Here is a 21,364-nt window from a genome sequence, read left to right as displayed (position 1 = left end):
CCACGGGCCGCCCCGCGCGAGCATCCCGCGGCGGGCGGCACCACCTCGACCGTGCGTCCTGCGCCATACGGGGCGGCCACCGCCGACGCCCCCGGCGACCCGGCGGCCGACCCGCCCGCGGACCGTGGGATCCTTGCCGGGTGACGCTGCGTGCCGCCTTCGACGCCCGGGACGCGCTCCACGCCGACCTGCGCGGCTGGGGGCGCTACGCCGCCGACCTGCTGGCCGCGCTGCGGCGGCGGGATGACGTCGAGGTCCGACCACACGCCGGCGGCGGGCGCCTGCCCGAGCTCGCCTGGGAGCAGGTCGGCTGGCCCGCCCGCCTGCTGGGCGACCGCCCGGACGTCCTGCACGCGCCGAACTGCTTCCTGCCGCTCGTGCGCCCCTGCCCGGGGGTGGTGACCGTCCACGACCTGGCGTTCGAGGTGCACCCCGACGACTTCTCCCCCCGCACGGGGTGGAAGTACCGGACGTTCACGCGCCGCGCCGTCGCCTCCGCCGAGGCCGTGATCTGCGTCTCCCGGGCCACCGCCGACGACGTGCTGGAGCGCTACGGGGCAGATCCGGCGCGGATCCACGTCGTCCCGAACGGCCCGTCGCTGCCGTTGGGCCCCGAGCCGGCGGTCGCCGAGCCGGCGCCGTTCGTCCCGCCGCCCTCGACCGCCGCGGGCCGCCGCGCCGCGCGGGGCGCCGACGGCGAGCGCCCCTACCTCCTGGCGATCGGCGACCTGCGGGCGAAGAAGAACCTCGAGCGGCTCGCCGACGCCTGGCGCGTCTCCGGGCTGCCGCACCGGCTCGTGATCGTCGGCGCCGGAGGCGCGGCGCAGGACCCCGGCACCCCCGAGGGCCGGCTGGCCGCATCGCTGCGCGCGCGCGGGGTCGAGCTGCCCGGCTACCTGCCCGACGCCGAGCTCGACCGGCTCCTGCGCGGGGCCGCGGCGCTCGTGCACCCGTCGCTCTTCGAGGGCTTCGGCCTGGTCGTCCTCGAGGCGATGGTCCGGGGCGTCCCGGTGGCCTGCAGCGACGTGCCGTCGCTGCGGGAGACGGCCGGCGGCGCCGCGGTCCTCTTCGACCCGCGGGACGTCGAGGACATCGCGCGGGGACTGCACGACGCGGTCGACGGCCGGGACGCGCTGGCCGCCGCGGGCCGCGAGCGCTCGACGGCGTTCTCGTGGGACCGCGCCGCCGCCGAGACGGTCGCCGTCTACCGTTCGGTGGCCTCGTGAGCCGCATCACGATCCTCATCCTCTCGGTCAACGAAGCCCCGCTCCTGCGGTGGTCCCTGCCCGCCGCGTGCGCGCAGGGCGCCGACGAGGTCGTCGTCATCGACAACGCCTGCACCGACGCGACGCCCGAGCTGACCGCGCAGCACGGCGCCCGCCGCCTGCGCCTGACCCGCCGCCGGGGCTACGCCGCCGCGATGAACGCCGGGCTGGCGGCGTGCGGCGGCGACTGGATCCTCTGGTGCAACGCCGACTGCGTCCTGGAGCCCGGGTTCCTCGACGCGCTGCGACCACACCTCTTCAGCCCGACGCTGGGCTCCGTCGTCCCGCGGCTCATGCGCGCGACCGGGATGGAGCCCGAGAAGCGCCTCGACGAGCTCGACGCCGCCGGGATGACGATCGACCGCCGACGCAAGAACACCCTCGTCGGTCACGGCGAGCCGGCGGAGCGCTACACGCGGTCCGGGCCCGTCTTCGGCGGCGACGGCGCCTGCGTGCTCTACCGGCGCGAGTGCCTCTCGGAGTGCGCGATCGGCCTCGAGGTGCTCGACGAGGACATGGGCCTGTGGGCGACCGACGCCGACCTGGCCTGGCGCGCGCAGCTGCTGGGCTGGGAGTCGCGGTACGAGCCGCGTGCGGTCGCCTGGCACAAGCGGTTCTACAGCCCGTCGACGCGCTCCCAGGTCGACGAGGCGCACCGGCGGCTGCAGTTCCGCAACCGGCTCCTGATGGTCATCAAGAACGAGTCCCCGTCGGGGTTCCTGCGCTCGTGGCCGTCGATCCTGGGCTACGAGGTCCTCGCCCTGGGGTGGGCCGTCCTGCGCGAGCGCTTCCTCCTGCGGGCCTACCTCGACGTGCTGCGCCAGCTGCCCGCCGCGCGTCGCCGCCGCAGCTGGGTGCAGTCCCGTCGTCGCGCGGCCGTCAAGCGGGGCCGCGTGGGCGCCGGTCGCCGTCGGGGCGGACCACCGTTCGGCATGCTGCCGCCGGGCCCGCCGGCCCCGGTGAACGACGTGCCCGGCGGCACGCCGGGCGCCCCGCAGCCGTCGTCCTGAGCCCGCTCCCGGCGAGCCAGGGGTCTGTCGCCCGAGGCGGGGACGCCCGACCCCGTGAGGACGCCGGTCCAGGGCCGATGCACCCGGTGGGGGCACCGGATCGGGACCGACCGACCCGGCAAGGACGCCGATGCGACGCCGCTCGACCCGCTGGGCGTGCGACGGGTTCCGTCGTCCCCCGCACAACCGACACGCCCGAGAATGCCCGTTCCATGTCCGTTTCGACCCGGGTTGCCCGCACATGCCCGCTCGTGTGCTTGACGCCACAGACCTCGATGCGATACAAATTCAAACACAGGCAAACGGGTCAAAGGCAACATGTACGCGGAAGAACGTCAGCAGCGCATCGTCGAACTCGCCAGGGCCCAGGGCCGGGCCGAGGTCGCCCTGCTCGCCCAGGAGCTCGGGGTCACCGCCGAGACGATCCGTCGCGACCTGACCGCGCTCGAGCGCCACGGCGTCCTGCGCCGCGTCCACGGCGGGGCGATCCCCGTCGACCGCCTGCGCTTCGAGCCGGGCCTCGCCACCCGCGACGCCGTCCGTCAGGACGAGAAGGAGCGCATCGCCCGCCGCGCCGTCGACGAGCTCCGCGACGCCTCGACGGTCCTGCTCGACGCCGGCTCGACGACCTCCCGCCTGGCCGAGCTGCTGCCGGGCGACCGCGAGCTGACGGTCGTCACCGACTCGATCGCGATCGCCTCGACCCTCTCGTCCCGGCCGAACGTCAACCTGCTGCTGCTCGGCGGCCGCGTCCGCAGCCGCACCATGGCCGCCGTCGGCGACTGGACGACCTCGCAGCTGCGCGGCCTGCTGGTCGACGTCTCGTTCGTCGGCACCAACGGCGTCTCGATCGCCCGCGGCCTGACCACGCCGGACCCGGACGAGGCCGCGGTCAAGCGGGCGATGATCACCGCCGGCCGCCACGTCGTCCTGCTCGCCGACCACACGAAGGTCGGCGATGACCAGTTCGCCCGCTTCGGCGACCTGGGCGACGTCGACGTCCTGATCACCGACGAGGGCCTCGACGCCGGCACGGCCACCGAGCTGGCCGCCGCCGGCCCGCGGGTGGAGCGCGCATGATCGTCACGGTCACCCCGAACCCCTCCCTCGACGTCGCGCTGCACGTCGACGAGCTCCGCCGCGGCGAGGTGCTCCGCGCCACCGCCGAGCGTCACGACGCCGGCGGCAAGGGCCTCAACGTCTCCCGCGCGCTCGCCGGCGGCGGCGTGCCGACCCGCGCGGTCCTGCCGCTCGGCGGCAGCGCCGGTGCCGACCTTCTCGCCCTCCTGCGCGGCGACCACGGCGTCGAGCCGGTGCACGTGCCGCTCACGGGCGCGACGCGCTCGAACATCGGCATCGTCGAGCCCGACGGCACCCTGACGAAGGTCAACGCCGCCGGCCCCGTGCTCTCGTCCGACGAGGTCGACGCGCTGCGCGTCGCGATCCTCGCCGCAGCGGCGAGCGCGAGCTGGGTCGTCCTGGCGGGCAGCCTCCCGAAGGGGCTGTCGCCGGACTTCTACGCCGGGCTGATCGGGCCGCTCCAGGCCCTGGGCGCCCGTGTCGCCCTCGACTCCAGCGGCGCGGCGTTCGACCTGGGCCTCGCGGCCGGGCCGGACCTCGTCAAGCCCAACGTCCACGAGCTCGCCGAGGTCCTCGGCCGCGACCTGCGCACCGTCGGCGACCTGGCCGACGCCGCCGCCGAGCTGCGCCGCCGCGGGCCGCGCACGGTCCTGGCCAGCGCCGGCCCCGACGGCGCGGTGCTCGTCGACGACGGTGGGTCGATCCACGGCGAGCCGCCGCCGATCGTCCCCGCCAGCTCCGTCGGCGCGGGCGACGCGATGCTCGCCGGCTACCTCGCCGCGACCGAGGCGGCCGTCCCCGGCGCCCCGTCCGACCCCGCCGCCGCGCTGACCGCCGCCCTGGCCTGGGGCGCGGGCGCCGCGTCGCTGCCCGGCAGCCGCATGCCGCGCTCCTCCGACCTGCACCCCGAGGGCGTCCGGATCCACCCGGCCCTCGACCGCGACCGCCCGCTGGAGGAGGTCGCCGTCGCCCCGACGTCGACCGCCGACGCGGTGGCCGCCACCACCGGCGCCCACGCGTCGTCGCACCCCGCGAAGCAGTCCACCCCGATCACCGAAGGGCCCCGCCGATGACCATCACCACCGCCGACCTCGTCGAGCTGGAGCTCCCCGCCGGGATCGACAGCACGCAGGCCACCACGATCCTCGCCGAGAAGCTCGCCGCCTCCGGCCGCGTCACGGACCAGGCCGGCTTCCTCGCCGACGTCCGTGCCCGCGAGGAGCAGATGGCCACCGGCCTGGAGGGCGGCATCGGCATCCCGCACGCCCGCTCCGCCCACGTCGCGCAGGCCAGCGTCGCGTTCGGCCGCAGCGCCGAGGGCGTCGACTTCGGCGCCGGCGACGGCCCGGCCACCCTGATCTTCCTCATCGCCGCCCCCGACGGGGCCGGCGCGGACCACATGAAGATCCTCGGCGCCCTGGCGCGCAAGCTCATCCACGCCGAGTTCAAGGACGGACTGCGCGAGGCCCCCGACGCCGCGTCCGCCGCCACCATCATCAACGAAGGGGTCGGTGCCTGATGCGCATCGTTGCCATCACCGCATGCCCGACGGGCATCGCGCACACGTACATGGCCGCCGAGTCGCTCGAGGTCGCCGCCAAGGCCGCCGGGCACGAGATCGTCGTCGAGACCCAGGGCTCCGCCGGGTCGACGCCGCTGTCGGCCGAGGAGCTGCAGAACGCCGACGTCGCGATCTTCGCGGCGGACATCGGCGTCAAGGGCCGCGAGCGCTTCGCGCACCTGCCGATCGTCGAGGGTCCCGTCAAGCGCGGCATCAACGACGCGCAGGGGATGCTCTCCGAGGCGCAGGCCGCCGTCGACGCGAAGCCGGCCGTGGACCCCGCCGCGAAGCTCGACACCTCCGGCAAGCTGCCGGCGAACCCGGGCATGGCCTCGGTCGTGGCCCCCGGCTACAAGCCCGGCCCCGGCGCGCTGCTGCGCACCTGGCTGATGACGGGCGTCAGCTACATGATCCCGTTCGTCGCGGCCGGCGGCCTGCTGATCGCGATCGCGTTCCTCATCGGCGGTCCGGAGATCGCCTCGAAGGTCAACGGCGGCACGTTCGACGGTCAGACCTACAAGGAGATCGCGGACATCACCGACATCTGGGGCCAGGTCGGCATCGCCGGCGTGCTCTTCAAGATCGGCACCACCGCGTTCTCGATGCTCGTCCCGATCCTGGCGGGCTACATCGCCTACGGCATGGCCGACCGCCAGGGCCTCGTCCCCGGCATCGTCGGCGGCCTGCTCGCCGTCTCGATCAACGCCGGCTTCCTCGGCGGCCTGATCGCCGGTCTGCTCGCCGGTGCCGTCGTCCTCGCGATCAACCGCATCCCGGTGCACAAGAACGTCCGCGGGATCATGCCGACGGTCATCGTGCCGCTCGTCTCCGTGACGATCGTCGGCATCCTGATGATCGCCGTCGTCGGCTCGCCGATCGCCTCGCTGATGGGCACGATCACCGACTGGCTCGAGGGCCTCAACGGCACCAGCGCCTGGCTCCTGGGCGGCCTGCTCGGCCTGATGATGGCCGTCGACATGGGCGGCCCGATCAACAAGGTCGCGTACACCTTCGGCGTCGCGTCGCTGGCCTCGGGCAACCAGGAGGTCATGGGTGCGGTCATCGCCGCCGGCATGACCCCGCCGCTGGCCCTGGCCCTCTCCACGGTCGTCGCCAAGAAGCTCTGGACGACCGAGGAGCGCGAGGCCGGCAAGGCCGCCTGGCTGCTGGGCGCCTCGTTCATCACCGAGGGCGCGATCCCGTTCGCCGCCGCCGACCCGCTGCGCGTCATCCCGTCGATGATGGCCGGCTCGGCCACCGCCGGCGCCCTGTCGATGGCCTTCTCGGCCAGCTCCCCGGCCCCGCACGGCGGCATCTGGATCATCGCCCTGATCGGCACCCCGGGCCTCTGGCTCGTCGCGATCCTCGCCGGCACCGCGGTCTCCGCCGTCTGCGTCACCTTCGCCAAGACGGTCGGCCGTCAGCCCGCCGCCAAGGCCGACGCGCAGGCCGCCACCGCGGCCGCCGGCGCCCCGTCCCTCACCACGGTCGCCGGCTGAGCCCGCGCCCGTCCACCTCGAAGCCCAGGACCCCACCATGCCCCAGCGCACCATCGCCGTCGGCTCCTCCGTCGGCCTCCACGCCCGCCCGGCCTCGCTGCTCGTCGCCGCGGCCGGCAAGGCCGTCGCCGGCGGCGCCGCCTCCTCGGTGACCATCGCCAAGGACGGCGCCGAGCCCGCCGACGCCCGTTCGATCCTCTCCGTCATCGCCCTCGGCGCCGGCCACGGCGACGAGGTCACCCTCGCCGCCGAGGGCGAGCAGGCCGAGACCGTCCTCGACGAGCTCGCGGCGATCGTCGCGGCCGAGGAGGAGTAGGACCATGGCGGCCCAGACCTCCCCGCGCTCCACGGACGCGGACACCGCACCGGCGTCGTCCGGCGAGCAGGCGACCCCCGCGGTCGCGGGAGCGTCCGGTGCCGCCCCGTCCGTCGGCGGGCAGGGCACGACCCCGACCGCCGCGACGGCCCTGCAGGGCGTCGGCGTGTGCGCCGGCGTCGCCCTGGGCCCCGTCGCGCGGCTCGGCCTGCCGGCCGCCGTCCCCGCGCAGCTCCCCGCCCCGGAGGACGTCACCGCCGAGGCGGCACGCGTCCGTCAGGCGCTCGCCGACGCCGGGGACGCGCTGGACGGCCGCGCCGCCGCGGCCCGCGAGCACGGCCGGGACGAGGCCGCGCAGATCCTCGACGCGCAGGCCATGATGGCGCGCGACTTCGTCCTCGCCGACCGCGCCGCGGCGTTGGTGACCGAGGGCAACGCGGGACCGCACGCCGTCGCGACCGCGCTGCAGGGCTTCCGGGCACAGCTCGAGGCCGCGGGCGGGTACCTCGCCGAGCGCGCCGCCGACCTCGACGGGGTCCGCGACCGCGTCGTGTCGACCCTGCTCGGCGTGCCGCTGCCGGGCCTGCCCGACCCCGGGCACCCGTACGTGCTCGTCGCCGAGGACCTGACCCCGGCCGACACCGCCACGCTCGACAAGGACGCGGTGCTGGGCATCGTCACCGCCGCGGGCGGCGCGACGAGCCACACGGCGATCATCGCCAAGTCCCTGGGCATCCCGGCCGTCGTCGGCTGCCGCGGCGCCGACGCGCTGGTCGACGGGGCGCACGTCCTGGTCGACGGCACCGACGGGGCGGTCCTGACCGACCCGGCGGACGACGTCGTGGCCCGTCGCCGCGAGGCCTTCGACGCCCGCCGCGCCCTGGCGGCCGCCCACTCCGGCCCCGGCCGGACGAAGGACGGCCACGGCGTCAAGCTGCTGGTCAACCTGGGCGCGGGCGAGGATCCCGCCACCGCCGCGGCGGGCGACGTCGAGGGCGTCGGCCTGCTGCGCACCGAGCTGCTCTACCTCGACCGCGCCACCGCGCCGACGTTCGACGAGCAGACCGCGGCCTACCGCGACGTCTTCGCCGCGTTCGCCGGTCGCAAGGTCGTCGTCCGCACCCTCGACGCCGGCGCCGACAAGCCGCTGCCGTTCCTCACCGACCCCGACGAGCCCAACCCGGCCCTGGGCGTCCGCGGCTACCGCACGTCGTGGCGGCACCCGGACCTGCTCGACGACCAGCTGCGCGCGATCGCGGCGGCCGTCGCCGCGGTCGAGGCGGAGGCCGCGACCGGCGGGACCGGGGCGGCCGACGCCGACACGGGTGAGGACGGGACGCCCGCCGGCGCCGCCGACGTCTGGGTCATGGCCCCGATGATCGCCACGCCGATCGAGGCCGCCGCGTTCTCGGCGGCCGCCAAGGGCCACGGCCTGCGGACGGTCGGGACGATGGTCGAGGTGCCCGCCGCCGCGCTGGCCGCCGACGCCCTGGTCGCCGCGTGCGACTTCGTCTCGATCGGGACGAACGACCTCTCGCAGTACACCTTCGCCGCGGACCGCCTGCAGTCCGAGCTCGCCGGCCTGCTGGACCCGTGGCAGCCTGCGCTGCTGCGGCTGATCCAGATGGTCGGCGCCGCGGGTGGTGCGCAGGACACCCCGGTCGGCGTCTGCGGTGAGGCCGCGGGCGACCCGCTCCTGGCCCCGGTCCTCGTCGGACTCGGCGTCACGAGCCTGTCGATGGCCTCGTCGAGCGTCGCCGACGTCCGCGCGGCGCTGGCGGTCCGCACCCTGGAGGAGTGCCGGTCGCTGGCGGCCACGGCGCTGGCCGCGGCCGACGCGGCGGGCGCACGGGCCGCGGTGGCCGAGGCGGTCCTGGCGGGCTGAGCGGCGCGCGGCGGCCCCCGGCAGCCGGCCCGGGTCCGTCAGGGGCGTCGCCGCAGCTTCCAGTCGAAGCGGCCCCGGCTGACGACCGCGTCGTCGACGTCGCGCACCTCGGCGGTGGTGGAGAGCGCCCCGCGGGACTCGCGGCCGTCGAGGAACGCGCGGGCGGAGGCCAGGTCGTCGCCCTCGAGGACGGCCGTCGCCACGAGCGTCCCGCGGGCGGGGGCGAGGAACGCGAGCTCGGCGACGACGCCGAGCGGCAGCAGCCCGTCGAGCTCCTCGGGGGCCTCCGCCGCCCCGATGATCGCCGCGAGGCCCGCCGCGTCCACCAGGGTGATCAGCCCGCTCGAGTGCAGCGAGCCGATGACGTTCGTGACGGGTCCGGCGACGTCGAGGTCGACGCGGCCCCGGCCGTCGGCGGCCTCGAGCACCCGCAGACCGAACGTGCGGTGGACGGGCACCGCCTCGAGGAGCGCGGCGGCGCGATCGGTGTGGTCCATGGACGGAGTCTCGGCCCGGGAGCCCCGCGTCGTGGGAAGCGGCGGTGAACACCGGGGACGGTCCGGGGCCGTGGCGGGCGGCCGTGTCGCGGCGGCGGACCGGCCGCGGAGCGGGGCCGGACGGTCGGCCGCGCTCCGTGCCACGCCGGTCGCCCGTCGCGTGTGACGTAGGTTGGCGGGGTGTCCGCGCCCCTCCTCCTGCTCGACGTCCCGTGGCTGCTCTACCGCGCGCACTTCGCGCTGCCGTCGAGCATCAAGGGGGCCGACGGCGAGCCCATCGGGGCGCTCCTGGGCACCGTCCGCACGATCCTCGCGGAGATCGAGGAGCACGACCCCGCCGCGGTCTGCTGCGCGTTCGGCTCGGAGGAGGCGACCCACCGGGTCGAGCTCCTGCCCGCCTACCACGCGCACCGCGACCCGATGCCCGACGCGCTGCGCCACCGCTGGGACCAGGCGCAGGACCTCTGTGCGGCGTTCGGCTGGGCGGTCCGCGACGGCGGCGACCTCGAGGCCGACGACGTGATCGGCACGCTCTCGAAGCGCCGCTCCAGCCACGGCGGGTCGTCCGTCATCGTCACCGCCGACCGGGACCTGATGGCCTGCGTCGACGAGCGCACCGTGGTCCGCCGCCCCGCCGGCCGCGGTCCCGGCCTGGTCACGATCGACGTCGACGGGGTGCGCGACCAGCTGGCCGTCCGCCCCGACCAGGTCACCGACCTGATCGCGCTGCGCGGCGACCAGTCCGACGGCATCCCCGGCGTCCCGGGCATCGGCGCGAAGACCGCGGCGCGCCTGCTCGAGAAGCACGGCGACCTGGAGGGCGTGCTGCGGGCCGCCGGCGCCGAGGGGCCCGACGGCGAGCCCGGCGGCGACCCCGTCCACGGCGACGGTCTGACCCCGCGCCTGGCCGGCGCGCTGCGCGAGCACGCCGCCGACGCCCGCCGCGACCGGGCGGTCGCCCTGCTGCACGAGGCCGACGTGGAGGCGGTCGCCGACGGTCGCACGGACCGGGCGGCGGGCGCCGACGCGGTCGAGGCGCTGGGCATGGGGCGGCTGGCGAAGGACCTGCGGGAGGGCTGAGCCCCGGCGGAGTGGGCGAACGTCGTTCACTCGCGGTGTACCTTCTGCGGATGCACCTGCTCGGGCAACCACGGACGGTCCTCCTCCTGGCCGTCGTCTCCGTCGTCGGACCGCTCGCGGCGGCCGTCCCGGCGTCCGCGGCGAAGGCGCCGAAGCGCTGCAGCGCGCTGCACGGCCGGGACCTCGTGCCCGGCAATCCGCGCGTCCGGGTCGTGCGGGTCCGCGTCGCCGACCGCTCCCGGACGGACCGCGGGGACGGCGTCTTCGGGCACGAGTACTACGGCTGCACGACCCCCGGGAGCCGGGTCCGGTCCCTCGGCGACGCCGTCCGCGAGGTCCTGGCCGGGTCGGCCGTCGGCTCGACGCGGTTCAGCCTCGGTCACTCGGCGGGCACCTGGCTCGTGGTCCGCTCCGGCTACGGGACGCTGATGGGCGACGGCGGGGCCACGCGCCGGGTCGTCGACGTGGCGACGGGCCGGGGATACACGTTCTGGGAGTCCGACTCGGAGCGCGAGGTCGAGACCGCCCTGCCGCCCGTCGCCGCCACCGCGCTGGACGCCTCCGGTCGCCTCGTGGCGATCTTCGCCGGCGAGTCCCGGTCCGACGCGTCGGACCTGCCGACCGGTGCGACGGTCGGCGTGGCCTCGTTCGCCCCCGACGGCCGGCGCACGATCCTGGACAGCGGCGGTGCCGAGATCGTCCCCCGGTCGCTGCGCCTGACCGGCACCGTCGCCTCGTGGACCCACGGTGCCGGGACGCGCACGATCGACCTCGCGACCGGAGCGACGACGGGCCGGACGGCAGGTGTTGACGCCCCGGGGGGCACAGCGGCCGCGCAGACCCGGGAGGCGTCGGTGGCGCCCGCCCGCGACGGGGCGGGCGTGGCGGCCCGGTCCGCGGCGGACGTCCCCCGCGGCCTGCGCACCGGTCGACCGGTCGACTGCGGCCCGACGCGCTCGGGCACCTACCGGATGCTCGTGAGCCGCCCGACCGGCTGCCGGTTCGCCCGGGCCACGTACGAGGCCTTCCGCCGCGACCTGGAGGGCGGGCGCGAGCTCGTCTCCGGCGTCGGCACCCGCTACGTCCTGGCGGTCCGCGATCCGGCGCGCCGCCGGACGGTGCGGCTCGACGTCCGGGCGATCGCGCGGGCGCACGGCGAGTTCGACTTCACCTTCGTCCGGCGCAGCGCGAACCGCTCGCTGGCGTTCGAGAACCTGACGCTGCCGTAGGGCGGGGCCCCGGCCCCGCCCCGGACTCACGCCTGCGCCCCGTCGTCCGCCCGGGGCCCCGCCTCGATCGCGTGGGTCGCGAGGAGTCGGACGGCGTCGCGGACGAACTCGTCGCGCGGGATCGGCGGGCGGTCCAGCACGTAGCGCAGCGGCAGGGTCTGGGCCAGTTCGACGAGCATCCAGGTGACGCGCTCGAGCTCGACGGGCGAGAGCTCGGGGCGGTTCCGCGCCGTCGAGGCGTAGACGAAGTCGGTGACCCGGGCGCGCAGCGCCCGCAGGAGCTCCTCCTGCCGGTCGCCCGGGACCCGCGCGGTGAGCGCGCGCAGGAGCGGCGCGCGCTCCTCCATCGCGTCGAGGGTGGCGCCGACCACCGTGACGATCCCCGTGACGACGTCCTCGCGGGCAGCGGCCCGCAGCGCCGGCACGACGCGCGCCTCGAACTCCGTCACGACCCGCTCGGTCACGGCGAGCAGCAGGTCGTCCCGGTCGGCGAAGTACTGGTAGAGGCTGCCGGGGCTCACCCCGGCCTCGGCGGCGATGCGGTTGGTGGTCGCCGCGCGGTCGCCCTCCCGCTCCAGGACGCGAGCGGCGGCCGTGATGATCCGCTCGACCGTCTGACGCGAGCGCTCCTGCTGCGGCTGTCTGCGGGGGTTCTCGGCCATCGCGGGTGATCCTCGCAGAACGCGAGTTGAACGTGAGCGGATGCTCGTCTTAGCGTTCTCGGGGATGACGCCCTCCGCCGACCTCCCGCGCCGATGATCCGTCTCCCCACCGTGCCCGGCGTCCCCGCCCTGCCCAGGCTCCCGACCGTGCCAGGCCTCCCGGCCCTGCCCAGGCTCCCGGCCCTGCCCGGCGTCCCGGGCCTCGCCGCCGTCTCCGGAGCCCGCGGCGCCGGCACGACGCCCCGGCGGACGCGGCGGGTGGCGATCGTCGGCACGGGCTTCAGCGGCATCGGCGCAGCGGTCGCGCTGCGGCGCGCCGGCCACGACCGGATCGCGCTGTTCGAGCGGGGCGACGACGTCGGCGGCGTCTGGGCGCGCAACACCTACCCCGGCGCCGCGTGCGACGTGCCCTCCTACGTCTACTCGTTCTCCTTCGCCCAGCGCCGCGACTGGTCGCGACCGTGCTCGCCGCAGTCCGAGGTCCACGCGTACCTGCGGCGCGTCGCCCACGACCACGGCGTGCTCGACGACGTGCACCTGGACACCGAGATCGTCGACGCGACCTGGGACGAGCAGACCTGCGAGTGGACGCTGCGCGCCGCGGACGGCCGGGAGTTCGTCGCCGACGTCCTCGTCCCCGCGTGCGGGCAGCTGACCCGCCCGGCGGTCCCCGACGTCCCCGGGGCGGAGCGCTTCGGGGGGCCGGTCTTCCATTCGGCGGAGTGGGACCACGACGTCGACCTCGCGGGTCGACGGGTCGCGGTGGTCGGCACGGGTGCCAGCGCCGTGCAGTTCGTCCCCCCGGTCGCCGAGGCGGCGGCCCACGTCGACGTCTACCAGCGCTCCGCGCCGTACCTGCTCCCGCGCTCCAACACGCCCTACCCGAGGGTGGTCCGCGAGGTCGTCGAGCGGGTCCCGGGCGTGCAGACGGTCCGTCGCGAGGGCGGCCGGCTGCTCCTCGAGGGGCTGATCGCCGGCTTCACGGTGGCGCCGCCGGCCCGCGCCGCCCTCGAGGCCGCCTCGCGGGCGTTCATGCGCCTGCAGGTCCCGGACCCGGAGCTGCGGGCGAGGACGCGGCCGGACTACCCCCTGGGCTGCAAGCGGATGCTGTTCTCGAGCGCGTACCTGCCGGCGCTCGGGCGCGACGACGTGGAGCTGGTCACGGACGAGATCGACCACGTCACCGAGCGCGGGATCGTCACCGCCGACGGCCGGCAGCGGCCCGCCGACGTCCTGGTCTGGGGGACGGGCTTCCGCACCCGGTTCGTCGCGCCGATGCGGATCCGCGGACGGGGCGGGCGCGACCTGGCCGACGTCTGGGGCGACGCGCCGCGCGCGCACCACGGGATCACCGTCGCCAGCTTCCCGAACATGTTCCTGCTCTACGGGCCCAACACGAACCTCGGCGTCGGGTCGGTGGTGGAGATGATCGAGGCGCAGGCGGGCTACCTCGTCGACGCGCTCGCCCGGCTGGACGCCGCCGGCGCCGATGCGATGGACGTCGAGCCGACGGTGATGGCGGTCTCCGACGCACGGGTCCAGGAACGGCTGCACGGGTCGATCTGGACGCGCTGCGACTCCTGGTACCGCACGGAGGGCGGCCGCGTGAGCACCAACTGGCCGGGCTTCATGCGCGAGTACGCCGCCCGGGTCCGCCGCGTGCGCACGAGCGAGTACGCGTTCTGGTCGCGGCCGGGGGAGTCGCCCGACGCGGGCGTCGCGGCGGTGGGGACGGGCGGCACGGCGGCCGGCACCGGCGCGGCGGGCGGCCCGGACGCGCCGGCGTCGGGCTCCGTCACCCGTCGGGCCGCCGGCCCCGGCACTCCCGGGACCCGGGAGGCACGATGAGCACCACCCCGATCAGGACCGCACCGCCCGCCCGGACCGCCTCGACCGCCGGTCGCGGCATGACCCGCGACGAGGTCGCCCGGCTCGGGCTGCCGCTCGGTCCGCGGTCGCTGACCTGGCGGTACTTCGGCGACCTGCGCGGCTTCCTCCTCGCCGAGCGGGCCGGCGTGCTGCAGAACATGCACCCGGTCATCTCGCAGACGCTGGTCGACCACTCCGACTTCTTCGCCAACCCGATGGATCGGATCCGGCGGTCGGGGCCGCCGATCCTCGGCGTCGTCTACGACCACGTCGAGCGCGGGACCGGCCCGCACGTCCGCGACCTCCACAAGGGCATCAAGGGCACCGACCTGGAGGGCCGCGGCTACCGCGCGCTGGACCCCGAGGCGTTCTACTGGGCCCACGCCACGTTCTTCGAGGGCCAGCTCGCGACGCAGCGGCTGCTCGGGACGGCGCTGTCCGACGACGCGGAGGAGCGGCTCTATCGCGAGTCGATCACCTGGTACGCCCGCTACGGCGTGAGCCTCCGCCCGGTCCCGCGCGACTACGCGGCGTTCCGGAGCTACTGGGACGAGATGCTGGACCACGTGCTGGAGGCGACGCCGGTCGCGCTCTTCGGCGTCCGTCGCGTCCCGCACCAGCCGCCCCCGATCCCCGAGATTCCGGGGATCGTCTGGACGGGCCTGCGGCCGGCGGCGGTGCGCCTGGGCCCGTGGCTGGGCCGCGTCACCCTGCCGCGGCGGGCGCGCGAGACGCTCGGCGTCCGGCGGTCGTTCGTCGACGAGGCGGCCCTCGGCGCCCTGCGCACCGCGGTCCGCGCGACGTGGCCGGCGGTGCCCCACGCGCTGCGCCGGCAGCCGCGCGCGCTGGCGGCGGACCGGCGCGAGGGCGTGCGGTTCTGAGGCGGCGCGGGCGGTTCTACGAGGGCGTGCGGTTCCGAGGCGGCGTGCGGTTTTGCGGCGGCGTGCGGTCCCGAGGCGGAGAGTGGGCGCGTCGACGGCGCTGCGAGACCCCTCCGGTGCGGCGGCCCGCGTGCGCAGCCTCCGGGCCGCGCGCCCGCGGGGTCTCAGTCGCCCCGCGCCGGCCACCAGCCCATGCAGATCGACGAGCGCGGGGCGCCCGTCGTGGCGTCGAGCCAGTGGTCGCGCAGGATCCCCTCGACGACGAAGCCGTGCGCCGCGTAGAGGCCGATGGCGGCGGCGTTGTCCGTCCACGCCTCGAGCGCGACCTTGTGGATCCCGGGATCCGCGGTGGCACGCGACAGCAGGTCGCCGAGCAGCAGGCGGCCCCCGCCCCGTCCGCGGTGGGTCGCGGCGATCGACATCCCGAGCACCGCCGGCCACCGCGGCGCGGGCGGCGCGATCGTCCCGACGCCCACGGCCGCGTCGCCGTCGAGCACGACGACCACGTGGGCGGCCGGGTCGGCGACGAGCCGGGCGTAGCGCGCCTCGAGCTCCTCGACGGGGGTGCCCGGCGCGGTGGCGATCCACCGGCCTTCGTCCGCGACCGTCCGGACCACCCGGGCGACGGCGGCGACGTCAGCGTCGTCGAGCGCCCGCGAGGTCAGGGAGCCATCACCCATCGCCGCAGCCTACCGGGCGGCGGAGGCGGTCCGGCCGCTCCGGTCGTGGGAGCTACGACGGTCGGCGCGTCGACGGCCCGAAGCGGATCGTCATCTGCCGCAGGACGCTCGTCACGAGGGGGCGTCCGCGGTTGATGAACGCCAGCGGCGAGTCGTCCGGGAACGACCACGCGGCCGACCCGAGGTGCAGGCGGCCCAGCGACTGGACCTGGGCGTAGGCGTCGTGGCCGTCGAGGCGCTGCGCCGTCGGCATCGGCAGGCGGTGCCAGCCCGGCAGGCGGACGCCCTGGGCGGCGCGGACCGACGCCAGCTCGCGACCGTCGACGCTCGCGCGGGCCACGAGCGGGTTCTCCCAGGACTGCTCGAAGTCGGCCAGGCCCTTCGGGATGCCCCAGAGCTCGCGACCGCCGGCGACCGACGCGGGGCTGTCGACCCAGATGTGGGGGATGACCGCGACCGGCGAGGCGCCGCGCCGGCCGACCGCGGCGACGAGCAGCTCGTCGTAGGAGAGGACGCTGCCGGGCGTGTAGCGGACGAACGCGGTGAAGAGCAGGGCGTGGCGTCCGGCGGTGACGAGCTTCACGCCCTCGGGCACGTACCGGCCGGCCTCGCGGCGCACGTCGGCGGTCGGCAGCCGCCACATCGTCATGAGCATGCTGCCGCCGAGCTGCCACGGCTCGGGCGGGTAGGACACGCGGGTCGCGACGGCGTCTGCGGGCGCGGCGGTGCTCATGCGCGCAGGGTACCCGGTCCTCGGCTGGCTGGCCAGCCAGGACGGACGGGTGGGTGGCCCCGACCCGCGTGCCACGCCCGACGGCCGTCCCGCCCGCCCTACGCCGCGTCCGCCGCCAGCGGGTCGGGCAGCCGGTCGCCGTCCATGAGCGAGCCCTGCTGCTTGACCACGCGCATGGCGGGCACGACCTCGAGGTCGCGCACACCCTCGATCGGGCCGACCCGCCGGGTCATGTAGCGGTAGAGGTCGTCCGTGTCGCGGCAGAGCACCGAGGCGACGAGGTTCGTCGCCCCGGTGGTGGCGGCGACGAACGCCGTCTCGGGGTGCAGCGACAGCTCGCGACCGACGCGTTCGAGGGCGGCGGGGGCGGCGGAGATCCAGAGCATCGCCCAGGCCCGGAAGCCCAGGGGCTTCGGCGCGAGCTCGGTGTCGACGAAGACCGCGCCGGCGGCCAGCAGCGCGTCGACCCGCCGGGCGACCTGGGCCTCGGACCGGCCGGTCCGGGCGGCCACCGCGGCCCAGCTCGCCCGCCCGTCGCGGAAGAGGGCGGCCAGCAGGTCGTCGTCCTCGGGGCCGACGGGCGCGACCGTGGCGACGCCCGTGCGGCCGTCGCGGCGCCGTGACGCGGCGCCGTTGCGGGACGTGCCGCCACCCAGCAGGCGTCGGTCCTCCGGCGTCAGACCGTCCGGGAGGGCGTGCCACTCGGCCGCCTCGTCGTCGTCGAAGACGTGCAGGAGCGTCGCGGTCGCCACGTCCGTCACCTGGCTCGCGCGCGGCAGGCCCTGCAGCAGCAGCGCGTCGCGGTCCTCCGACGACGCGGTCCGCATCGCACAGGTGACCTCGGACCCGCCCGACGAGACGGTGACCCACGAGGTGTCGGGCCGGGCCGCCATGGCGCGCGCGACGGCGACGGCGGCGCCGGGCTGGATGCGGATCCTCAGGAACAGGCTCTCGGGGTAGCGGCGCGGGTCGGGGACGACGACGACGCGGATCACCCCGGCCTCGCGCATGCGCCGGTAGCGCCGGGCGACGGTCTGCTCCGACGAGCCGACGGCCTCCGCGAGGGTGCGGAACGACGCGCGCCCGTCGAGGAGCAGGGCGTGGATCAGCCGCCGGTCGACACGGTCGATGGTGAGAGTTTCCGCGGTCATGTCCGTGTCCGTTGGCGGGATCCGTCGAGATCGGGGCCCGTGCTCGGCAGATCGGGAGGTCCTGGCGACGATACCCGCATGTCCGCTCCTTCCACCACCCCCGAGGCCGGCGCACCCGCCGAGCGCGCGCCGGGCCACTGGCTCCCGCTGCTCGCCGTGTGCCTCGGCACCTTCATGCTCCTCGTCGACGTCACGATCGTGAACGTCGCCCTCCCCGACATGGCCATCGACCTCGGCGCGTCCTTCGCGGGCCTGCAGTGGGTCGTCGACGTCTACGCGCTGGCCCTCGCCGCGCTGCTCCTGCTGGTCGGGTCCGTCGCCGACATCGTCGGGCGCCGACGCACCTACCTCGTCGGGCTCGGCGCCTTCGTCGTCGCGTCGCTCGCCTGCGGGCTGGCACCCGGCGAGGGCACGCTGATCGCCGCCCGGGCCGTGCAGGGCGTCGGTGCCGCGGCGATGTTCGCGACCACCCTCGTGCTGCTGAACACCGCCTACTCCGGCCGCGACCGCGGCGTGGCCTTCGGGGTGTGGGGCGCGACGTCCGGCGCGGCCGCGGCCGCCGGCCCGATCGTCGGCGGGCTGCTGACCCAGGGCATCTCCTGGCGCTGGGTCTTCTTCGTCAACATCCCGATCGGGCTGGCGACGATCTGGCTCGCCCGTCGCGAGCTCGCCGAGTCGCGCCTGGACCACCGCCCGCGGATCGACTGGGCGGGGGGTGCGGCGTTCACGGTCGCCGCGGCCGCCCTGACCTTCGCGCTGGTCCGCGTCACCGACGAGGGCTGGACCTCCGCGGCGACGCTCGGCGTCCTGGCCCTCGCGGCGGTCGCCCTGGCCGCGTTCGTGGCGATCGAGCTGCGCACGGCCGAGCCGATGTTCGACCTCCGCCTGCTCCGCCGCCCCTCGTTCCTGGGGATCCTCCTGGCCGCGGTGGTGCTCTCCCTGTCGGCGTTCGGGTCGCTCGTCGGCGTCTCGATCTGGCTGCAGACCGTGCTCGGTCTGGGCGCGATCTCCGCCGGCCTCGTGACGCTCCCGCTCAGCGGCCTGGCGTTCGTCGTCGCCGGCTCGATCGGCCGGCACCTCCACCGCCTCTCGCCGCGCTGGGTCATCGCGGCGGGTCTCGCCCTCATCGGCGTGGGGGACCTGCTCATGAGCGGGCTCGACGGCGGCTCGGGCTGGCCGGCCGTGCTCCCCGGGATGGCGGCGATCGGCCTGGGGGTCGGCCTGATGAGCCCGATGCTCGTCTCGACCGGGATGGCCGCGGTGCCCCAGGAGCGCGGCGGGATGGCCGCGGGGGCGATCAACACGGGCCGCCAGCTGGGCCTGGCGATCGGCATCGCCGTGCTGGGCAGCGTCTTCAGCGCCCGGATCGGCGACCTCCTGACCGGCGCCCCCGGCGGCGAGCGCGCCGCCGACGCGGTGACCGGCGGGGGCGCCCAGGCGGTCCTGGGCGCCGCGCCGGCCGGCAGCCGTCAGGCGCTGGACGACGCCATCCACCAGGCCGTGGGCTCGGGCCTGGGGACCGTGATGCTCGTGGCCGGCGTGGTCGGCCTCCTCGGGGCGGCCGGGGTCGCGACGCTGCTGCGCGAGCGTCGTCCCGCACCGGCGACGGAGTCGGGCCCGGCACGGGCGACGGCGTGAGGCCCTGACCCGCGGCGGCGGGGTCTGGACCGGGGCGCTCCGCGCGTCGGTCGGCACGGGGCCCCGACGCCGGCGGGCGCCTCCCGGACCGCCCTCAGCCCGCGGCCAGCTCCCGGTAGACGTCCCACGTGGCCCGGCCGGCGTCCTCCCACGTCCACGGCGGGGCGGCCGGGGCGGGGTGCCGGAGGGACTCGGCGAGACGGACCAGACCGGCGACGTCGTCGTGCGGGGCGAACGCGGCCCGGTCGCCCAGGACCTCGCGGAGGGCCGGGACGTCGGAGCAGGCGACGGGGCAGCCGCACGTCAGCGCCTCGACCGGGGTCAGGCCGAAGCCCTCGTCGTCCGACGGCAGCACCAGGGCGTGGGCGGCCCCGTAGATCGCGCAGAGGTCGGCGTCGGAGACCTCGCCGGTCAGCCGGACCCCGGGCAGGTCGTGCGCCCACGGGCCGGTCGGGCCGACCAGGACGAGCGGCAGGTCCCGTGGGGCCGCGGCGAGCTCGGGCAGGCGCTTGCGGGGATCCGGGTGGCGCATCCCGCCGACCCACAGCAGGAACCGCTCGGGCAGCTCGAGCCGGGCGCGCAGCTCGGCCACGGCCGCGGAGCTCGCCGGGCCCAGGTGCGGGGCGGCGGCCTCGTGGACCACCCGCAGCCGCTCCTCCGGGACGTCGAGATGCTCGGCGACGTCGTCCGCGACGGCCCGCGTGGGCACCAGCACGACGTCGGCGCGCTGGACGGCGAGGTAGCGCAGGCGGAACCGCACGCCGGTGCGCAGGTACTCGCGCCGGCGCTTGAGCGGGACGACGTCGTGCAGCGTCACCACCTGGGGGCGGCCGGCGCGCAGCAGCGCGCCGTCCAGCCAGGGGCTGTGGAAGACGTCGGCGTCGGAGCGCCCACGGCCGCCCTGGACCTCGACGACCTCGTCGCCCGGCGCGGCCGTCGCCCGCAGGCCGTCGAGCAGGCAGCGGACGTAGCGCCCGATGCCGCGGACGTCGCCGGCACCGCGCACGTCGAGCAGGACCTTCACGAGCCGCAGCCCGCGTCCGCGGCGCCGGGGGTCCCGGCGCCGGGACCACCGCACGCGTCGAGCGGGGTCCTCACGCGCCGCCGTCCTCCACGGCGCCGTGGCGGACCTGGTCGTCGCTGCCTCCGGCGTCGGGGAGGGAGGGGGCGGCGGCGCCGGTCAGCGCCGCCTCGATGCGGTCGGTGACGGCCCTCAGGGACCAGCGGCGGGCGGCCTCGAGACAGTCCTCGCGCAGGAGCGGGCCGTTCTGGAGCGCCCAGATGATCCCGTGGGCCAGGGCGAGCGGGTCGTGCGGCGGGACCAGGCGGCCGGTCACGCCGTCCTTGACGACCTCGACGAGCCCGTCGACGGCACCGGCGACGACGGGGACGCCGACGGCGAGCGCCTCGGCGGCGATCGTCCCGAACGGCTCGCGGTCCGACGGCACCACGAGCACGTCGACGTGCCGCAGCAGCCCGGGGCCGCCCGCCTGCCACGGCCAGCGCTCCACGCGGGCGGCGTCGGCCCGACGATCGACGGCGCGGGCGTAGCGCGGGTCGGCGTCGTAGGTGTCGTCGCCGACGACGACCACGCGGGCGTCGGGCACGACGACGCGCACCGCCTCCGCGGCGGTGATCAGGTCCAGCGGGCCCTTGCGCGGCTCGACCCGGCCGACGAAGGCGACCACCGGGCGGCCGTCGGGCGCCCACGGCGGCGTCACGGGGGCGGGGTCGAGGTCGACCGGGCAGCCCGTGACCGCGACCTCGCGGCCGAGCGCGGCGGCGACCGGGGCGGCGCACGCGGAGGAGTCGGCCAGCAGGGCGTCGGCCGCGGACCAGAAGCGCGGCACGCGGGCGACCATGTCGTGGACGTGCAGGACGGTGCGGACGTCCGGCGGCGCGGCGATCGAGGCGTCGACGTGGCCGCGCAGCCGCAGTCCGCGGGCCGCGACGCCGGCGACCTGCCCGGTGCCGAGGGCGGGCAGCAGGCGCCCGGGGACGGTGCCGTTGAGGTACGCGACGTCGTGCTGGGCGGCGAGCGCACGGAACGCCCCGTAGGCCAGGAGGGCGGCGGCCCCGCGGCCCCGGCCGAGGCCGCCGACCGCCTGCTGGCGCCAGAGCACGTCGTCGGGCGCGGCGGCGGGCCGTCGGCCGCCGGGGCCGGTCATCGTGATCCGCCAGCCGCGGTCGATCAGCAGCGGAGCGGCGCGCAGCAGGGCCAGCTCGGCGCCGCCGGGCTGGTCCACCGCGTGCACCACCAGAAGCGACGGCATCGCAGGGAAGGCTAGCCCGCCCGCGCGGGGGCCGTGCGCGGTGGCGCCCCGACGG

20 protein-coding genes are annotated in these 21,364 nt (G+C 76.7%); 13 read left to right on the top strand and 7 right to left on the bottom strand.

Annotated features, from left to right (window positions below; genetic code table 11):
• The first annotated feature begins 140 nt into the window (after nucleotides 1-140).
• The 8 genes from Q7T67_RS06880 to Q7T67_RS06845 all read left to right on the top strand — a co-directional run bounded on the left by Q7T67_RS06880 (nucleotide 141) and on the right by Q7T67_RS06845 (nucleotide 8,616).
• Nucleotides 141-1,226 carry a glycosyltransferase family 4 protein gene (locus Q7T67_RS06880; protein ID WP_370695368.1) on the top strand — a complete coding sequence of 362 codons (1,086 nt, stop codon included), beginning with the start codon at nucleotides 141-143 and terminating at the stop codon, nucleotides 1,224-1,226.
• Nucleotides 1,223-2,275, top strand: coding sequence for a glycosyltransferase family 2 protein (locus tag Q7T67_RS06875; RefSeq protein ID WP_304787368.1), 1,053 nt, complete (start codon nucleotides 1,223-1,225; stop codon nucleotides 2,273-2,275). Before Q7T67_RS06880 ends, Q7T67_RS06875 begins: the two co-directional genes overlap by 4 nt.
• A gap of 318 nt (nucleotides 2,276-2,593) precedes the next feature.
• Nucleotides 2,594-3,355 carry a DeoR/GlpR family DNA-binding transcription regulator gene (locus Q7T67_RS06870; protein ID WP_304787366.1) on the top strand — a complete coding sequence of 254 codons (762 nt, stop codon included), beginning with the start codon at nucleotides 2,594-2,596 and terminating at the stop codon, nucleotides 3,353-3,355.
• Entirely contained in the window at nucleotides 3,352-4,428 is a 1,077-nt protein-coding gene (locus Q7T67_RS06865; protein ID WP_304787364.1) for a 1-phosphofructokinase family hexose kinase, read from the top strand. Before Q7T67_RS06870 ends, Q7T67_RS06865 begins: the two co-directional genes overlap by 4 nt.
• The gene (locus Q7T67_RS06860; protein ID WP_304787362.1) at nucleotides 4,425-4,874 is read left to right on the top strand and encodes a PTS sugar transporter subunit IIA; all 450 of its coding nucleotides are present in this window, start codon (nucleotides 4,425-4,427) and stop codon (nucleotides 4,872-4,874) included. Before Q7T67_RS06865 ends, Q7T67_RS06860 begins: the two co-directional genes overlap by 4 nt.
• On the top strand, nucleotides 4,874-6,415 hold the full coding sequence (locus tag Q7T67_RS06855) for a PTS fructose transporter subunit IIC (RefSeq protein ID WP_304787360.1): 1,542 nt from the start codon (nucleotides 4,874-4,876) through the stop codon (nucleotides 6,413-6,415). The genes Q7T67_RS06860 and Q7T67_RS06855 overlap by 1 nt, the downstream gene beginning before the upstream one ends.
• Before the next feature lie 37 nt (nucleotides 6,416-6,452).
• A complete protein-coding gene (locus tag Q7T67_RS06850) occupies nucleotides 6,453-6,731 on the top strand; it encodes an HPr family phosphocarrier protein (RefSeq protein WP_304787358.1) in 279 nt (92 codons plus the stop codon).
• Nucleotides 6,732-6,735: 4 nt separating this feature from the next.
• A complete protein-coding gene (locus Q7T67_RS06845) occupies nucleotides 6,736-8,616 on the top strand; it encodes a phosphoenolpyruvate--protein phosphotransferase (RefSeq protein WP_304787355.1) in 1,881 nt (626 codons plus the stop codon).
• A gap of 38 nt (nucleotides 8,617-8,654) precedes the next feature.
• On the opposite strand, the gene Q7T67_RS06840 is transcribed toward Q7T67_RS06845, so the two are convergent.
• Entirely contained in the window at nucleotides 8,655-9,113 is a 459-nt protein-coding gene (locus Q7T67_RS06840; RefSeq protein WP_304787352.1) for a DUF4442 domain-containing protein, read from the bottom strand.
• Nucleotides 9,114-9,293: 180 nt separating this feature from the next.
• Here Q7T67_RS06840 and Q7T67_RS06835 point away from each other — a divergent pair, with 180 nt between their 5' ends.
• Nucleotides 9,294-10,193, top strand: a complete 900-nt coding sequence (locus Q7T67_RS06835) for a 5'-3' exonuclease H3TH domain-containing protein (RefSeq protein ID WP_304787350.1) — start codon at nucleotides 9,294-9,296, stop codon at nucleotides 10,191-10,193.
• A gap of 50 nt (nucleotides 10,194-10,243) precedes the next feature.
• A complete protein-coding gene (locus Q7T67_RS06830) occupies nucleotides 10,244-11,422 on the top strand; it encodes a hypothetical protein (RefSeq protein WP_304787348.1) in 1,179 nt (392 codons plus the stop codon).
• A 26-nt stretch (nucleotides 11,423-11,448) separates the two neighbouring features.
• On the opposite strand, the gene Q7T67_RS06825 is transcribed toward Q7T67_RS06830, so the two are convergent.
• Complete coding sequence (locus Q7T67_RS06825; RefSeq protein WP_304787345.1) at nucleotides 11,449-12,084, bottom strand: TetR/AcrR family transcriptional regulator; 636 nt, start codon at nucleotides 12,082-12,084, stop codon at nucleotides 11,449-11,451.
• Nucleotides 12,085-12,231: 147 nt separating this feature from the next.
• Between Q7T67_RS06825 and Q7T67_RS06820 the strand changes: the two genes are divergently transcribed.
• Together Q7T67_RS06820 and Q7T67_RS06815 are read left to right on the top strand one after the other, a co-directional pair.
• On the top strand, nucleotides 12,232-13,932 hold the full coding sequence (locus Q7T67_RS06820; protein ID WP_304787342.1) for an NAD(P)/FAD-dependent oxidoreductase: 1,701 nt from the start codon (nucleotides 12,232-12,234) through the stop codon (nucleotides 13,930-13,932).
• Nucleotides 13,929-14,834 carry an oxygenase MpaB family protein gene (locus Q7T67_RS06815; RefSeq protein ID WP_304787340.1) on the top strand — a complete coding sequence of 302 codons (906 nt, stop codon included), beginning with the start codon at nucleotides 13,929-13,931 and terminating at the stop codon, nucleotides 14,832-14,834. The genes Q7T67_RS06820 and Q7T67_RS06815 overlap by 4 nt, the downstream gene beginning before the upstream one ends.
• A 164-nt stretch (nucleotides 14,835-14,998) precedes the next feature.
• Here Q7T67_RS06815 and Q7T67_RS06810 read toward each other — a convergent pair whose 3' ends face one another.
• The 3 genes from Q7T67_RS06810 to Q7T67_RS06800 all read right to left on the bottom strand — a co-directional run bounded on the left by Q7T67_RS06810 (nucleotide 14,999) and on the right by Q7T67_RS06800 (nucleotide 17,398).
• Nucleotides 14,999-15,514, bottom strand: coding sequence for a GNAT family N-acetyltransferase (locus Q7T67_RS06810; protein ID WP_304787338.1), 516 nt, complete (start codon nucleotides 15,512-15,514; stop codon nucleotides 14,999-15,001).
• A 52-nt stretch (nucleotides 15,515-15,566) separates the two neighbouring features.
• A complete protein-coding gene (locus Q7T67_RS06805) occupies nucleotides 15,567-16,247 on the bottom strand; it encodes an acetoacetate decarboxylase family protein (RefSeq protein WP_304787336.1) in 681 nt (226 codons plus the stop codon).
• 98 nt (nucleotides 16,248-16,345) lie between these two features.
• The gene (locus Q7T67_RS06800) at nucleotides 16,346-17,398 is read right to left on the bottom strand and encodes an Lrp/AsnC family transcriptional regulator (RefSeq protein WP_304787334.1); all 1,053 of its coding nucleotides are present in this window, start codon (nucleotides 17,396-17,398) and stop codon (nucleotides 16,346-16,348) included.
• Nucleotides 17,399-17,476: 78 nt separating this feature from the next.
• Here Q7T67_RS06800 and Q7T67_RS06795 point away from each other — a divergent pair, with 78 nt between their 5' ends.
• Nucleotides 17,477-19,036 carry an MFS transporter gene (locus Q7T67_RS06795; protein WP_304787332.1) on the top strand — a complete coding sequence of 520 codons (1,560 nt, stop codon included), beginning with the start codon at nucleotides 17,477-17,479 and terminating at the stop codon, nucleotides 19,034-19,036.
• 94 nt (nucleotides 19,037-19,130) lie between these two features.
• Here Q7T67_RS06795 and Q7T67_RS06790 read toward each other — a convergent pair whose 3' ends face one another.
• Both Q7T67_RS06790 and Q7T67_RS06785 read right to left on the bottom strand, forming a co-directional pair.
• Complete coding sequence (locus Q7T67_RS06790) at nucleotides 19,131-20,060, bottom strand: glycosyltransferase family 1 protein (RefSeq protein WP_304787330.1); 930 nt, start codon at nucleotides 20,058-20,060, stop codon at nucleotides 19,131-19,133.
• Nucleotides 20,061-20,130: 70 nt separating this feature from the next.
• Nucleotides 20,131-21,309 carry a glycosyltransferase gene (locus tag Q7T67_RS06785; RefSeq protein ID WP_304787329.1) on the bottom strand — a complete coding sequence of 393 codons (1,179 nt, stop codon included), beginning with the start codon at nucleotides 21,307-21,309 and terminating at the stop codon, nucleotides 20,131-20,133.
• Between the last annotated feature and the right edge of the window lie 55 nt (nucleotides 21,310-21,364).

It is taken from the genome of Patulibacter sp., assembly GCF_030655195.1.
Taxonomy (GTDB): domain Bacteria; phylum Actinomycetota; class Thermoleophilia; order Solirubrobacterales; family Solirubrobacteraceae; genus Patulibacter.
This window is presented reverse-complemented; position numbering and strand designations above follow the sequence as displayed.

Coding starts and splice junctions, on each gene's coding strand:
- Q7T67_RS06805 (WP_304787336.1), bottom strand. CDS start 16,247: ATGAGCACCGCCGCGCCCGCAGACGCCGTCGCGACCCGCGTGTCCTAC.
- Q7T67_RS06810 (WP_304787338.1), bottom strand. CDS start 15,514: ATGGGTGATGGCTCCCTGACCTCGCGGGCGCTCGACGACGCTGACGTC.
- Q7T67_RS06855 (WP_304787360.1), top strand. CDS start 4,874: ATGCGCATCGTTGCCATCACCGCATGCCCGACGGGCATCGCGCACACG.
- Q7T67_RS06815 (WP_304787340.1), top strand. CDS start 13,929: ATGAGCACCACCCCGATCAGGACCGCACCGCCCGCCCGGACCGCCTCG.
- Q7T67_RS06785 (WP_304787329.1), bottom strand. CDS start 21,309: ATGCCGTCGCTTCTGGTGGTGCACGCGGTGGACCAGCCCGGCGGCGCC.
- Q7T67_RS06795 (WP_304787332.1), top strand. CDS start 17,477: ATGTCCGCTCCTTCCACCACCCCCGAGGCCGGCGCACCCGCCGAGCGC.
- Q7T67_RS06860 (WP_304787362.1), top strand. CDS start 4,425: ATGACCATCACCACCGCCGACCTCGTCGAGCTGGAGCTCCCCGCCGGG.
- Q7T67_RS06825 (WP_304787345.1), bottom strand. CDS start 12,084: ATGGCCGAGAACCCCCGCAGACAGCCGCAGCAGGAGCGCTCGCGTCAG.
- Q7T67_RS06840 (WP_304787352.1), bottom strand. CDS start 9,113: ATGGACCACACCGATCGCGCCGCCGCGCTCCTCGAGGCGGTGCCCGTC.
- Q7T67_RS06850 (WP_304787358.1), top strand. CDS start 6,453: ATGCCCCAGCGCACCATCGCCGTCGGCTCCTCCGTCGGCCTCCACGCC.
- Q7T67_RS06845 (WP_304787355.1), top strand. CDS start 6,736: ATGGCGGCCCAGACCTCCCCGCGCTCCACGGACGCGGACACCGCACCG.
- Q7T67_RS06830 (WP_304787348.1), top strand. CDS start 10,244: ATGCACCTGCTCGGGCAACCACGGACGGTCCTCCTCCTGGCCGTCGTC.
- Q7T67_RS06800 (WP_304787334.1), bottom strand. CDS start 17,398: ATGACCGCGGAAACTCTCACCATCGACCGTGTCGACCGGCGGCTGATC.
- Q7T67_RS06870 (WP_304787366.1), top strand. CDS start 2,594: ATGTACGCGGAAGAACGTCAGCAGCGCATCGTCGAACTCGCCAGGGCC.
- Q7T67_RS06865 (WP_304787364.1), top strand. CDS start 3,352: ATGATCGTCACGGTCACCCCGAACCCCTCCCTCGACGTCGCGCTGCAC.